Here is a 13,285-nt window from a genome sequence, read left to right on the forward strand (position 1 = left end):
GGCACACCTGCTGTCCGCTTTACCTGAGAGATTCACGCGCCGACGCCGCCCGTGCGGTGGTGGGCCCGCTTGCTCCTTCGGTGGACGGCGCCGGGCGCGGGGCCGGCGGCGACGCCTCTCTCCAGCAGGCAAGCACCCCGCGGGGTGCTGCATCAGTCCTTTTGCCTGAGCGTTCGGCGGGGGCCTGCGCCTTCGGCGGCCGCTGGGCGGAACCCGTGGGGGTGTCCGGGCTGGCTCTCTCCTGATGGCGCGGATTGTAGCCGCTCGCGTTCGCGCGCGGGCATCGGGATGCGGGCCGCCAAGCGCCCCAGCTCAAGGGTTGCAGTGGTCGCAGCGGCTCGGATCGGCGCGGTCGGGGCCGGGGCGGGGGCGCTCCTCGCTGTGGCCGCAGCCGGCGCAGCTCCAGCGCTGGCGCAGCGGCTCGCGCGTGGGCAGGCCGCAGCGGGCGCACGGCAGGCCGGGCACCTGCGCCGTGATCCAGTAGCCGGGCCGTCCGCACGCCGGGCAGTCGGAGGTCAGCCGCCGGGCCAGATCCAGCCCCGCTTGCCGGATGAGCGCTTGGCGCGTGGGGTTGGTGTGGGCGCGCAGGTCGTTTTCCACGAAGACCTGGCCGTTGGCGGCGCGTGCGCGCGCGTCTTCGAAGGCACGGCGCAGGGCGTTGGGGTCGCCCAGGCCCTTGGCTACATCGGGGTGGTCCGCGTGTTCCGGCCGGATGACCAGCTGGTGACCGGGGAACCCGGCCCGCGCGGCAAAGGCCTCCAGCTCGGCCCAGTCGCGCACCGTTGCATGCGCGCTGCGCGCCGGCCCCTGGGCCATGCCGACGACTTCCAGCCCGCGTTCGTCGTCGATCCAGACCACCAGCTCGATGTCCCAATGCAACAGACCCGTGAACGGATCCGGACCGAACGCCCCCTCGCTGGCCAGTCCCAGGGGCAGGCCACTCAGTTGCATGCCGATGCGCGCTTTGCGCCGCGCGGCCTCGATTTGGGTGCCGGCGCGTTCGACGTCGCGGGTGAAGGTGCCCAGCGTGTCGGTGTCAAAACCGTCCACCCGCTGCACGGTGCAGCCCAGCAGGGCCTGCAGCGGCGGGCCGAGCAGCGCCTCCTTGCCGTGCTGGGTCAGCAGGGCCACGCGCCGGCCGCGGCAGTGCGCGGCGTAGGTGCCCGGAGCAGGGGACGTTGGGGTCGAATCCATGCGAGAGGCCGCGCTCGGCGGCCCGAGGCGGTCACCGCTGCGGCGGCGTCACATGCCCGCGTAGTTGGGCCCGCCGCCGCCTTCGGGCGTGACCCAGACGATGTTCTGCGTCGGATCCTTGATGTCGCAGGTTTTGCAGTGCACGCAGTTCTGCGCGTTGATGACGAGCTGGGGGCCGTCGGCTTTTTCGACGAACTCATAGACGCCGGCGGGGCAGTAGCGGCCCTCCGGCCCGCCGTAAACGGCGAGGTTGACCGCCACCGGCACCGAGGCGTCCTTCAGCGTCAGGTGCGCGGGCTGGTTTTCCTCGTGGTTGGTGTTGGAGAGGAAGACGCTGGAGAGCCGGTCGAAGGTCAGCACGCCGTCCGGCTTGGGGTAGCGGATCGGCTCGACCTGGCTGGCGGCGTGCAGGCGCGCGTGGTCGGGCGTGTGGCGGTGCACCGTCCACGGCGGGCTCTTGATGCCCAGGCGCGGCAGCAGCCAGTGCTCGATGCCGGTCATCAGCGCGCCGATCGTGTTGCCCTTCTTGAACCAGGTCTTGAAGTTGCGCGCGCGGTGCAGCTCCTCGTAGAGCCAGCTCCGCTCGAACGCGGCCGGGTAGGCCGTCAGCTCGTCGTGCGCGCGGCCGGCGCGCAGCGCTTCGAAGGCCGCCTCGGCGCACAGCATGCCGGTCTTGATGGCGGCGTGGCTGCCCTTGATGCGCGCGGCGTTGAGGTAGCCCGCGTCGCAGCCGACCAGCGCCCCGCCGGGGAAGATGGTCTTGGGCAGGCTCAGCAGCCCGCCGGCGGTGATGGCGCGCGCGCCGTAGCCGATGCGCTTGCCGCCCTCCAGATGGGCGCGGATCGCCGGGTGGGTCTTCCAGCGCTGCATCTCCTCGAAGGGGCTCAGCCACGGGTTCTGATAGTCCAGCCCGACGACGAAGCCGAGCGTGACCTTGTTGCCCTCCATGTGGTAGAGGAAGCCGCCGCCGTAGGTGTGCTCGTCCAGCGGCCAGCCGGCGGTGTGCACGACCAGGCCCGGTTTGGCCTTCTCGGGCGGGATCTCCCAGAGCTCCTTGATGCCGATGCCGTAGGTCTGCGGGTCGCGGCCCTCATCCAGCCGGAAGCGCGCGATCAGCTCCTTGCCCAGGTGGCCGCGCGCGCCCTCGGCAAAGACGGTGTACTTGGCATGCAGCTCCATGCCCAGTTGGAAGGCATCGGTCGGCTCGCCGTCCTTGCCCAAGCCCATGTGGCCGGTGGCCACGCCCTTGACCGCGCCGTTGTCATCGAACAGCACCTCGGCGGCGGTGAAGCCGGGGAAGATCTCCACGCCCAGCGCCTCGGCCTGCTCGCCCAGCCATTTGGTGACGGCGCCCAGGCTGATGACGTAGTTGCCCTCGTTGTGAAAGCACTCGGGCATCAGCCAGCCCGGGGTGCGCATGGCCCCCTCGGGTTGCAGGAACAGCACCTCGTCCCCACTGACGGGCTGGTTCAGCGGCGCGCCGCGCTCCTTCCAGTCGGGGAAGAGCTCGGTGATCGCGCGCGGGTCCATCACCGCGCCCGACAGGATGTGTGCGCCCGGCTCGGAGCCCTTTTCCAGCACGCAGACCGACACCTCCGCCCCCTGGGCGGCGGCCAGCTGCTTGAGCCGGATCGCGGTGGCCAGCCCCGCCGGGCCGGCGCCGACCACGACGACGTCGTACTCCATGGCCTCACGGGGGCCGAATTGCTCGATCAGATGCGCCGGGGTTTTCATGGCGTTGGGGTCTTCCTCGGGGGTGGCCGTTCGCCGGGTGCGTGTCGCACCGGCGTCGTTGTCGGATGCGCGACGGATTGTAGTGGCGCCTGCCGTACCATCGCTGTCAAGCCACCGACACGATGGACCCCTCGATGCGACTCGATTTACCCGCCGACAAACGCCTCGTCCACACCATGACCATCCCGATCCGCTGGGGCGACATGGACGCGATGGGCCACGTCAACAACACGATCTACTTCCGCTACATGGAGACGGCGCGCCTGCAGTGGATGGGCGAGTGGGGGATGCCCGCCAACCCGCAGGGCCAGGGGCCGGTGATCGTCAACGCGTTTTGCAACTTCTTTCGTCAGCTGGAGTACCCGGGCGAGGTGATCGTGCACAGCTACGTCGGCGCGCTGGGCCAGCGCTCGTTCGACATGTTCCACGAGATGCGGCGCAGCGACGGCGGCGACACCGTCTACGCCAACGGCGGCGCCACCGTGGTGTGGGTGGACTTTCCGGCGCAGCGCTCGCTGCCCCTGCCCGAGGCGCTGCGCGCGCGGCTGACCGCCGGCGCCTGAGGCCGGCCGCGCCGGCAGGGGCGCCCCCTGGCGCCGGCCGGGCCGCGCGGCCGCGGTCACTTGGCCTTCGGCAACCGCCCCATCAGGTAGAACTCGGGGTTGGGCACCATGCCGCTGAACGAGGCCATGCGGTTGGACAGGCCGAAGAAGGCGGTGATGGCGGCGATGTCCCAAATGTCCTCGTCGTTCAGGCCGTGCGCATGCAGCGCGGCGAAGTCGGCCTCCTCGACCTCGTGCGAGCGCTGGCACACCTTCATCGCGAAGTCCAGGATCGCGCGCTGGCGCGGCGAGATGTCCGCCTTGCGGTAGTTGACCGCCACTTGGTCGGCCACCAGCGGCTTTTTCTCGTAGATGCGCAGGATGGCGCCGTGCGCCACCACGCAGTACAGGCACTGGTTGGCGGCGCTGGTGGCCACGACGATCATCTCGCGCTCACCCTTGGTCAGGTTGGAGGGGCGCCCGACCGTCTCCGGCATCATCAGCGCGTCGTGGTAGGCGAAAAAGGCGCGCCACTCCGCCGGGCGGCGGGCGAACATCAAAAAGACGTTGGGCACGAAGCCGGCTTTCTCCTGCACCTCCAGGATGCGGGCGCGGATGTCCTCGGGCACGTCGGCCAGATCGGGCAGGGGATAGCGGGTGGTCATGGGGCCTCCTCCGGTGGGGTATGGGGGGGTCAATCGTCCAGGGATGCGCTCCAGCGCGCGTTCCAGTCGCGGCGCCCGGGGGCTGCGCGCCATTCTTCGATGCGGCGGCGGTCGCGTTTGGTGGGGCGGCCCTGGGTAAGAGTAGCGGCGGGCTCGGGCGCCAGTCGGCGCAGCTCCGCATACCGCTCGCGCGCAGCGATCGATTCGGGGGTTTCTTCGTACAGCAGCGCGGCCTGTGGGGCCGGGCCGCGCACGGTGCTCAGCCCCCGCACGACCACGGTGCGGACGACGTCGCCGGTGCGCATCTGGATGACGTCGCCCACGCGCGGTTCGCGGCTGGCTTTGGCCAGCGTGCCGTTGACGAGCACGCGGCCGCGGTCGATGGTCTCGGCCGCCAGGGCACGGGTCTTGTAAAAGCGCGCCGCCCACAGCCACTTGTCCAGGCGCACGCGGCCGGGGCTGTCGTCGTCGGGCTTGGGCGAGCGGCTCATGGCCGGCAATGGTAGCGCGACTGCCGTGGCGCGATCTCCCCGGACAGCGGCTACCATTTGCCCATGGCGATGCACAGGCCCCCGACCGGCGAGCTGCCCAGCGATGCCCGCAGCATCCTGGAGCTGGCAGCGCGCTCGATGTTCGAGCTGTTTGCCAACGCCAGCCAAGGCATGATGCTGGTGGACCGGCAGGCGCGCGTGGTCTGGATCAACGACCAGTACCGGCGCTTTCTGCCGGCGCTGGGCTTCGAGCGCGAATCGGACTTCGTCGGTCAGCCGGTGTCGGCGGTGGTGCAAAACACGCAAATGCACCGCGTGCTGGAGACGGGGCAGCCGATCCTCGTGGATTTGCTGAGCAACCGCGCCGGCACCTTCGTCGTCAGCCGCATCCCGTTGCGCGATGACCAGGGGACGGTCATCGGGGCGCTGGGCATCGTGTTGTTCGACCATCCCGAAACGACCCTGCAGCCCCTGATCGCCAAGTTTGCCCGGCTGCAGCAGGACTTGGACGATGCCCGGCGCGAGCTGGCCCGCCAGCGGCGCAGCAAATACACCTTTGCCAGCTTCGTCGGGCGCAGCCCCGCGGCGCTGGAGGTCAAGCGACAGGCGCGGCGCGCGGCGCAAAGCACATCGCCCGTGCTGTTGCTGGGCGAGACCGGCACCGGCAAGGAACTGCTCGCCCATGCCATCCATGCGGCGTCGGCGCGGGCCGGGCGGGCCTTTGTCGGCGTCAACATCGCCGCGGTGCCTGAGACGCTGCTCGAGGCGGAATTCTTTGGCGTGGCGCCAGGGGCCTACACGGGGGCCGACCGCAAGGCGCGCGACGGCAAATTCAAGCTGGCCGATGGGGGCACGCTCTTTCTGGACGAGATTGGCGACATGCCGCCGGCGGTGCAGGTCAAGCTGCTGCGTGCCCTGCAGGAAGGCGAGATCGAACCGCTGGGGTCCAACCGCGTCGAGCCGGTGGATGTGCGGGCGATCGCCGCCACCTCGCGCGACCTGGCGCAGATGGTTGCGCAAGGAGGGTTTCGGGAGGATCTGTACTACCGCCTCCACGTGCTGCCGATCCGCGTGCCCCCGCTGCGGGAGCGGCGCAGCGACATCCCCTTGCTGGTCGATATGCTGTGCGAGGACATTGCGCTGCGCAGCGGCACTCCCGCGCTGGAGCTGACGCCGGCGGCCTTGGCCCTGCTGATGGAGCAGCCCTGGCGCGGCAATGTGCGCGAGCTGCGCAATGCGCTCGAGCAAATCGCCCTGCGGTGCGACAACCCTCGGGTCGATGCCCCCGAAGTCGCGTCCGTGTTGGCCGCGGCCGGTGCGCCGCTGCAGGCATCCCCGCAGCCGGGGGCCTCGATGGCGCCCGGCCGCCGGAGCCAGGCGCGACGCTGTCCGCCGTGGTGGCGGAGCCGGAGCCCGCGCCGCCCGCCGAGCCATTCGAGCCTCTGCCGCAGCGCATCGCTCGTGTGGAGCGCGAAGCGATCGAAGCGGCCTTGCGCCGCTGCGCAGGCAACCGTGTGGCGGCAGCGCGGCTGTTGGGGATCTCTCGCGCCACGCTGTATGCCAAGCTGTCCGCTTGGGGTGTCCAGAATTTGGACGTTGCCTGAAAGTTGGACACCGCCAACCGTCGCGGGTGTCTGAAATCTGGACATAGACCGCCCCCATTTGCGGGTTAACCCGGGGTGTTTGGCCCCGTTTTCGCTTGGCATGGGTTCTGCTTCTGTGGCGGGGACCGCGCGCGCATCGGCGCCGCCGGGTCCCACCGCAAAGAGGAGACAGATATGGTTGACTTCACCCGCCGTCTGGCCGTCGTGGCCTTGGCATGTTCCGCCGTCGTGGCGCACGCCCAGTCGGGGCAGGAAATCCGCATCGCCCACGTCTACAGCAAGACCGGGCCGCTGGAGGCCTACGGCAAGCAGACGCAAACCGGCCTGATGATGGGCTTGGAGTACGCCACGGGCGGCACCATGACCGTGGCCGGCAAAAAGATCGTCGTGATCGAGAAGGACGACCAGGGCAAGCCCGACGTGGGGAAATCGCTGTTGGCGGCTGCCTACGCCGACGACAAGGTCGATCTGGCCGTGGGGCCCACCTCGTCGGGCGTGGCCTTGGCCATGCTGCCGGTGGCCGAAGAGTACAAGAAGATCCTGCTCGTTGAGCCGGCGGTGGCCGACTCGATCACCGGTGACAAGTGGAACAAGTACATCTTCCGCACCGGGCGCAACAGCTCGCAGGACGCGATTTCCAACGCCGTGGCGCTGGACAAAGAGGGCACGGTCATTGCCACGTTGGCGCAGGACTACGCCTTTGGCCGTGATGGTGTGGCGGCCTTCAAGCAGGCGCTCAAGAAGGCCAAGTTGGTCCATGAGGAATACCTGCCTACCAACACCACCGACTTCACGGCCGGGGCGCAGCGGTTGATCGACAAGCTCAAGGACCAGCCCGGCCGCAAGGTCATCTTCATCATCTGGGCCGGGGCCGGCAACCCGTTCAAGATCGCCGACCTCGACCTCAAGCGCCACGGCATCGAAATCGCCACGGGCGGCAACATTCTGCCCGCCATGGCGGCCTACAAAAACTTCCCTGGCATGGAGGGCGCCACGTACTACTACTTCGGTATCCCCAAAAATCCGGTCAACGAATGGCTGGTGGCCAACCACTATAAGCGCTTCAAGTCGCCGCCGGACTTCTTCACCGCGGGGGGCATGAGCGCGGCCATCGCGATCGTCGAGGCGCTGAAAAAGACCCAAGGCGACACCAACACCAACAAGCTGATCAAGACGATGGAGGGCATGCGCTTCCAGACGCCGAAGGGGGAGATGACCTTCCGCCCCGAGGACCATCAGGCGATGCAGGCCATGTACCACTTCCGCATCAAGGTGGACCCGGCCTTCCCGTGGGGCGTGCCCGAGCTGGTGCGCGAAATCAAGCCGGAGGAAATGCAGGTGCCCATCCGCAACAAGCGCTGAGCGCCGGGGGCCACCATGCTGCAGACGGAGGGACTGACGGTCCGCTTCGGCGGGCACGTCGCGGTCGATGGGGTGAGCTGCACCTTCGCGCCGGGGACGCTGACGGCCATCGTCGGCCCCAACGGGGCGGGCAAGACGACGTACTTCAACCTCATCTCGGGGCAGATCCGCGCCACCGCGGGCCGCGTGCGGCTCAACGGTCAGGACCTGACCGGTCTGGGCGCGGCCGAGCGCACCCGCGCCGGCCTGGGGCGAGCCTTTCAGTTGACGCAGTTGTTCCCGCGCCTGACGGTGCTGGAGAACGTCCGCTTGGCGGTGCAGGCGCGCGCGGGGGAGGGGCTAAACCTGTGGCAGATCTGGAGTGACCGCCGCGAGTTGCTGGGGCGCGCACGCGAGATCGTTGCCGCCGTTGCCCTGGCCGACAAGCAGCACGTCCCCGCCGCCGCGCTGCCGCATGGCGATCAACGCAAGCTGGAGGTCGCCATCCTGATGGCGTTGGAGCCGCAGGTGTTCATGTTCGACGAGCCCACCGCGGGCATGAGTGTGGATGACGTGCCCGTGGTCCTGAACCTGATCCGTGCGCTCAAGGCGGACAAGACCAAGACCATTTTGCTGGTCGAGCACAAGATGGACGTCGTGCGGGAGCTGGCCGACCGCATCATCGTGCTGCACAACGGGCAGCTCGTGGCCGATGGCGAGCCAGAGACGGTGATCGCCTCGCCCGTGGTGCAGCGGGCCTATCTGGGCCTGGATGTGGAGGTCGCGGCATGAGTGCAGCGCCCCCCGTCCTGAGCCTGGAGGGTGTGCACACCCACATCGGGCAGTACCACATCCTGCACGGGGTGGACCTGTCCGTGCCGCGCGGGCAGGTGACCATGCTGCTGGGCCGCAATGGCGCCGGCAAGACCACCACCTTGCGCACCATCATGGGCTTGTGGCCGGCGCGCACCGGCCGCATCACGTTTGCGGGGCAGCCCATCGGCGGTGCCGGCACCGCGCTGTCCACGCCCGAGATCGCGCGCCGCGGCATCGCTTACGTGCCCGAGAACATGGGCATCTTTGGCGACCTGTCGGTCAAGGACAACCTGCTGCTGGCGGCACGCAGCGCGCGCAGGGTGGACGACATCGACACCGCCCGGCTGGAGTGGATTTTTTCGCTGTTTCCGGCGCTGCGCAAATTCTGGCTGTATCCGGCCGGCAAGCTTTCGGGCGGGCAAAAGCAAATGCTGTCGGTCGCCCGCGCCATCGTGGAGCCGCGCCAGCTGCTGCTCATCGACGAGCCGAGCAAGGGCCTGGCCCCCGCGATCGTGCAGAACTTGATCGGTGCCTTGCGCGAGCTCAAGCAAACCCAGACCACCGTACTGCTGGTGGAGCAGAACTTTGCCATGGCCAAGGCCCTGGGCGACACCGTGGCGGTGATGGACGACGGGCGCGTCGTGCACCGCGGGTCGATGGCCGAGCTGGTCGAGGATGCGGCGCTGCAGCAGCGCCTGTTGGGCCTGTCGCTGGCGGCCCACGGTTGAACGAGGAGCACACCGACGTGAACACCGTCACTTCCCCCCTGCCGGCGGCCGAGGTGGCCCTTGCCAAAGTCCGGCTGGACTGGATTCCGCTGCTGCTGGTGGCCGCCTTGATGGCCGTGGCACTGCCACTGGTGGGTTCCGTACCGACGTGGCTGACGCTCACCGTCGCCGGTCTGGCCATGGGCATGATCATTTTCGTCATCGCGTCCGGGCTGACGCTGGTTTTCGGCCTGATGGATGTGCTCAATTTTGGCCACGGTGTGTTCATCGCGCTGGGCGCCTTCGTGGCGACGACGGTGCTGGCCGGCATGGCGGACTGGACCGGCAGCGCCTCGCTGGCGGCCAACCTGATCGCCATCTTCGCGGCGATGGGGGTGGCGATGTCCGTCACCGGGGCGGTCGGCTACGCCTTCGAGCGAGTGGTCGTGCGGCCGGTGTATGGCCAGCACCTCAAGCAGATCCTCATCACCATGGGCGGCATGATCATTGGGGAGGAGCTGATCAAGGTGATCTGGGGGCCGGAGCAGACCCCGCTGCCGCTGCCCGAGGCGTTGCGCGGCGCCCTGCTGTGGGGCGATGCCGCGGTGGAGAAGTACCGCGTGCTGGCGGTGGCGATCGGTTCCGCGGTGCTGCTGGCCATGCTTTATCTGCTCAACCGCACCAAGATCGGCCTGCTGATCCGCGCCGGCGTGCAGGACCTGGAGATGGTGGAGAGCCTGGGCTACCGCGTGCGGCGCCTGTTCGTCGGCGTGTTCGTCGCCGGCTCGGCGCTGGCCGGGCTGGGGGGCGTGATGTGGGGGCTGTACCAGCAGATGGTGACGCCGCAGATGGGCGCGCAGATCAATGTGCTGCTGTTCATCGTCATCATCATCGGCGGGCTGGGGTCCACGTTCGGCTGCCTGGTCGGGGCGTTGCTGGTGGGGCTGATGGCCAATTACACCGGTTTTCTGGCGCCGAAGGTGGCGCTCTTCTCCAACATAGGCCTGATGGTGGCCATCCTGCTGTGGCGGCCCAACGGGCTGTACCCGGTGGCGGCGCGCTAAAGGGGGGGATGATGCTGCGTCGACTGCTTTCCCACGACCTCCCGCGCAGCCGATGGCTGGCGCTGGCCCTGGTGCTGATCGTGCTGGCCCTGCTGGTGGTGCCATTCGCGCTGCCGGGCAGCAAGTCGCTCAACGTCGCGGCCAAGATTCTCATCTTCGTCGTGCTGGTGGCGAGCTACGACCTGCTGCTCGGCTACACCGGCATCGTCAGCTTTGCGCACACCATGTTCTTTGGCATCGGCGCTTATGGGGTGGCGATCGCCTCCACCCGCATGGGCGAGGGTTGGGCCGCGCTGGGCACCGGCATCGTCCTGGCGCTGCTGCTGTCGCTGGCGCTGTCCCTGGCCATCGGCCTGTTCAGCCTGCGGGTGCGCGCCATTTTCTACGCCATGGTGACGCTGGCGGTGGCCTCGGCGTTCCAGACGCTGGCGTCGCAGTTGTCCGAGTTCACCGGGGGCGAGGATGGGCTGACGTTTCGCCTGCCCGAGCTCCTGAGCCCGAGCTGCTGAGCCCGAGCTTCGAGCCGTTCGAGGAAGAGGTGCTGGGCGTGCTGATCGACGGCCGGCTGATCACCTACTACGGCCTGCTCGTGCTGGCCGTGGCGCTGGTGCTGCTGATGCTGCGCATTGTCAATTCACCGTTCGGGCGGGTGCTGCAGGCCATCCGCGAGAACGATTTCCGTGCCGAAGCCATCGGCTACCGCACCGTCGTCTATCGCACGCTGGGCAATGTTTTGGCGGCGCTGTTTGCCACCCTGGCGGGGGCGATGCTGGCCATCTGGCTGCGCTACAACGGGCCGGACACGTCGTTGAGCTTCGAGATCATGCTCGATGTGCTGCTCATCGTGGTGATCGGGGGCATGGGCACGCTGTACGGCGCGGTGGTCGGCAGCGTGCTGTTCGTGCTGGCGCAAAACTACTTGCAGGATCTGATGCGGCTGGCGGCCGGCGGTGTCGAGGGGGTGCCGGTGCTGTCGCAGCTCGTTTCGCCGGACCGCTGGCTGCTGTGGCTGGGGGTGCTGTTCGTGGTGTGCGTCTATCGCTTTCCCAATGGCATCGTCGGCTGGTTGCGCGAGCGCGCCGACCGTTCCCCCCTCCGTCCGGAGACGTCCGCATGAGCACCGCTTCCGCATCCGCCACCGTGGCCGCCCCGCGTTCGCGCTACCTCGTGTGCGAGGGCCGCGAGATCCACTTCATGGACTGGGGGCCGGAGGATGCGCCGGTCGTCCTGGCCTGGCACGGGCTGGCCCGCACCGGCCGCGACATGGACGAACTGGCCGCCTGGCTGAGTCCGCGCTATCGCGTCCTGTGCCCGGACACGATCGGCCGCGGGCTGAGCCAGTGGAGCCCCGATCCGGCCCAGGAGTACTGCCTGGCCTTCTACGCGCGGCTGGCCACCTCGTTGCTCGATCAACTCGACATTGAGCGTGTGCACTGGGTGGGCACGTCGATGGGGGGCGCCATCGGCATGGTCTGCGCGGCCAGGCCGCTGCGGGGGCGCATTCGCCGTCTGGTGCTCAATGACATCGGCCCGGCGCTGGCGCCCGCCGCCGTGCAGCGCATCCGTACCTACGCCGGCAATCCGGCAGCGTTCGACACCGTGTCGGCGCTGGAGGCCTACTTCCGCACCGTGTACCAGCCGTACGGTTATCTGTCCGATGCCCAGTGGCGGCGGTTGACCGAGACGTCGGTGCGCCGGCTGCCGGACGGTCGGGTGACGCCACACTACGACCCTGCGATGGTGCAGCAGTTCATCCACCATCCGCACGACTACGACCTGTGGCCGGTCTACGACAGCCTGGACGTGCCGGTGCTGTGCCTGCGCGGGGCCGACTCCGATTTGCTGTTGCCCGAGACGGCCGAGGCCATGCGCGACCGGGGGCCGCGGGCGGTGGTGGTCACCGTGGCGGGCTGCGGCCACGCCCCCGCCCTCAATGTGCCGGCGCAGTTGGATCTGGTGCAGCGGTTTCTGGAGGGCGACGTTTGACGCGGCGGTTTCCGCTCGTCGGCGGGTCCATCGCGCCTCACATCGCCGCACCGAGCGCCCGCGCGCGCTGGCGCGTGGCCTCGGCGGCGGCGGGGTCGTGCGGCGTGCGCGTCGGCCAGCCGGCCAGGTGCCGCTCGGCCAGATCCGCCAGCGCCCGCAGCCAGCCCAGGTCGTCGTTCAGGCACGGGATGTAATGGAACTCCCGCCCGCCGGCGGACAGGAAGGCTGCGCGCGCCTCCTGGTCGATTTCCTCCAGCGTCTCGATGCAGTCGGCGGTGAAGCCGGGGCACACCACGTCCACCCGGCCCACGCCCTGGCGCGCGAGTTCCACCAGCGTCGGCTCGGTGTACGGCTGCAACCACTTCGCCTTGCCGAAGCGCGACTGGAACGTCACGACCGCCTGCCCGGGCGGCAGCTCCAGCGCCTCGGCCAGCAGCCGGCCGGTCTTGTGGCATTCGCAGTGGTAGGGGTCGCCGAGCTGCAGCGTGCGCGCCGGCATGCCATGGAAGCTCATCACCAGCCGCTCGGGCCGTCCGTGCTCGGCCCAGTGCGCGCGCACGCGCGCGGCCAGCGCCCCGATGTAGCCGGCGTCGTCGTGGTAGTGGTTGACGAAGCGCAGCTCCGGCGCCCAGCGCCGCGCGCCAGCCCAGCGCCACACCTCGTCGAAGGCGCTGGCGGTGGTGGCGGCGCAATACTGCGGGTAGGCCGGCAGGATCAGGATGCGCGTGCAGCCGGCGGCTTTCAGCGCCTCCAACTCGCGCGCGATGGCCGGCTCGCCGTAGCGCATCGCCCAGCGCACCGTGACGTGGTGGCCGCGCTCGCCCAGCAAGCCCTGCAGCAGCTTGGCCTGCCGCTCGGTCCATACCTTCAGCGGCGAGCCCTCCGGCGTCCAGATGGTGGCGTACTTGGCCGCCGACTTGCGCGGCCGCACGTTGAGGATGATGCCGTGCAGGATCGGCCACCACAGCGCGCGCGGCAGCTCCACCACGCGCGGGTCGCCGAGGAATTGGCCCAGGTAGCGCCGCAGCGCCGCCGGGGTCGGTGCCTCGGGCGTGCCGAGGTTGATCCACAGGATGCCCGTGCGGGCGGGCTGGCCGTGGGTGTAGGCGGGTTCGGGGGGCATGCGCATGGTGGTATTCTG

12 protein-coding genes, 2 pseudogenes and 2 riboswitches are annotated in these 13,285 nt (G+C 69.2%); of the genes and pseudogenes, 9 read left to right on the top strand and 5 right to left on the bottom strand.

Annotated features, from left to right (window positions below; translation table 11 throughout):
* Positions 1 to 135, bottom strand: a riboswitch (glycine riboswitch).
* A gap of 15 nt (positions 136 to 150) precedes the next feature.
* Positions 151 to 247: riboswitch (glycine riboswitch) on the bottom strand.
* 65 nt (positions 248 to 312) lie between these two features.
* Together A9O67_RS07795 and A9O67_RS07800 are read right to left on the bottom strand one after the other, a co-directional pair.
* Entirely contained in the window at positions 313 to 1,194 is an 882-nt protein-coding gene (locus tag A9O67_RS07795; RefSeq protein WP_068609035.1) for a DUF6671 family protein, read from the bottom strand.
* 48 nt (positions 1,195 to 1,242) lie between these two features.
* Complete coding sequence (locus A9O67_RS07800; RefSeq protein WP_068609037.1) at positions 1,243 to 2,928, bottom strand: electron transfer flavoprotein-ubiquinone oxidoreductase; 1,686 nt, start codon at positions 2,926 to 2,928, stop codon at positions 1,243 to 1,245.
* A gap of 176 nt (positions 2,929 to 3,104) precedes the next feature.
* On the opposite strand from A9O67_RS07800, the gene A9O67_RS07805 reads away from it, so the two are divergent.
* Positions 3,105 to 3,491 (top strand): acyl-CoA thioesterase, encoded by a 387-nt coding sequence (locus A9O67_RS07805; RefSeq protein WP_331711358.1) that lies wholly within the window; start codon positions 3,105 to 3,107, stop codon positions 3,489 to 3,491.
* Positions 3,492 to 3,547: 56 nt separating this feature from the next.
* Here the strand turns inward: A9O67_RS07805 and A9O67_RS07810 are convergent, their stop codons facing one another.
* Both A9O67_RS07810 and A9O67_RS07815 read right to left on the bottom strand, forming a co-directional pair.
* A complete protein-coding gene (locus A9O67_RS07810; RefSeq protein ID WP_068609039.1) occupies positions 3,548 to 4,135 on the bottom strand; it encodes a peroxidase-related enzyme in 588 nt (195 codons plus the stop codon).
* Between the two features lie 29 nt (positions 4,136 to 4,164).
* Positions 4,165 to 4,626, bottom strand: a complete 462-nt coding sequence (locus A9O67_RS07815; protein ID WP_068609042.1) for an RNA-binding S4 domain-containing protein — start codon at positions 4,624 to 4,626, stop codon at positions 4,165 to 4,167.
* Between the two features lie 174 nt (positions 4,627 to 4,800).
* Between A9O67_RS07815 and A9O67_RS13805 the strand changes: the two are divergent.
* The 8 genes and pseudogenes from A9O67_RS13805 to A9O67_RS07850 form a co-directional block, all read left to right on the top strand.
* Positions 4,801 to 5,880: pseudogene (locus tag A9O67_RS13805) on the top strand (sigma-54 interaction domain-containing protein); the annotation flags it as partial.
* Positions 5,881 to 6,089: 209 nt separating this feature from the next.
* Positions 6,090 to 6,230, top strand: coding sequence for a helix-turn-helix domain-containing protein (locus A9O67_RS14050; protein ID WP_408033413.1), 141 nt, complete (start codon positions 6,090 to 6,092; stop codon positions 6,228 to 6,230).
* A gap of 174 nt (positions 6,231 to 6,404) precedes the next feature.
* Positions 6,405 to 7,592 carry a substrate-binding domain-containing protein gene (locus tag A9O67_RS07825; protein ID WP_068609044.1) on the top strand — a complete coding sequence of 396 codons (1,188 nt, stop codon included), beginning with the start codon at positions 6,405 to 6,407 and terminating at the stop codon, positions 7,590 to 7,592.
* Positions 7,593 to 7,607: 15 nt separating this feature from the next.
* Positions 7,608 to 8,363 (top strand): ABC transporter ATP-binding protein, encoded by a 756-nt coding sequence (locus A9O67_RS07830; RefSeq protein WP_068609046.1) that lies wholly within the window; start codon positions 7,608 to 7,610, stop codon positions 8,361 to 8,363.
* Entirely contained in the window at positions 8,360 to 9,115 is a 756-nt protein-coding gene (locus tag A9O67_RS07835) for an ABC transporter ATP-binding protein (RefSeq protein ID WP_068609048.1), read from the top strand. Before A9O67_RS07830 ends, A9O67_RS07835 begins: the two co-directional genes overlap by 4 nt.
* A gap of 110 nt (positions 9,116 to 9,225) precedes the next feature.
* A complete protein-coding gene (locus A9O67_RS07840) occupies positions 9,226 to 10,158 on the top strand; it encodes a branched-chain amino acid ABC transporter permease (protein WP_068609862.1) in 933 nt (310 codons plus the stop codon).
* 11 nt (positions 10,159 to 10,169) lie between these two features.
* A pseudogene (locus A9O67_RS07845) lies at positions 10,170 to 11,275 on the top strand (branched-chain amino acid ABC transporter permease).
* Positions 11,272 to 12,144, top strand: coding sequence for an alpha/beta fold hydrolase (locus A9O67_RS07850; RefSeq protein WP_068609050.1), 873 nt, complete (start codon positions 11,272 to 11,274; stop codon positions 12,142 to 12,144). The pseudogene A9O67_RS07845 and the gene A9O67_RS07850 overlap by 4 nt, the downstream one beginning before the upstream one ends.
* A gap of 37 nt (positions 12,145 to 12,181) precedes the next feature.
* On the opposite strand, the gene hemH is transcribed toward A9O67_RS07850, so the two are convergent.
* Entirely contained in the window at positions 12,182 to 13,273 is a 1,092-nt protein-coding gene (hemH, locus tag A9O67_RS07855) for a ferrochelatase (RefSeq protein WP_068609052.1), read from the bottom strand.
* Between the last annotated feature and the right edge of the window lie 12 nt (positions 13,274 to 13,285).

The sequence above is a fragment of the Tepidimonas fonticaldi genome, assembly GCF_001675355.1.
Classification (GTDB): Bacteria; Pseudomonadota; Gammaproteobacteria; order Burkholderiales; family Burkholderiaceae_C; genus Tepidimonas; species Tepidimonas fonticaldi.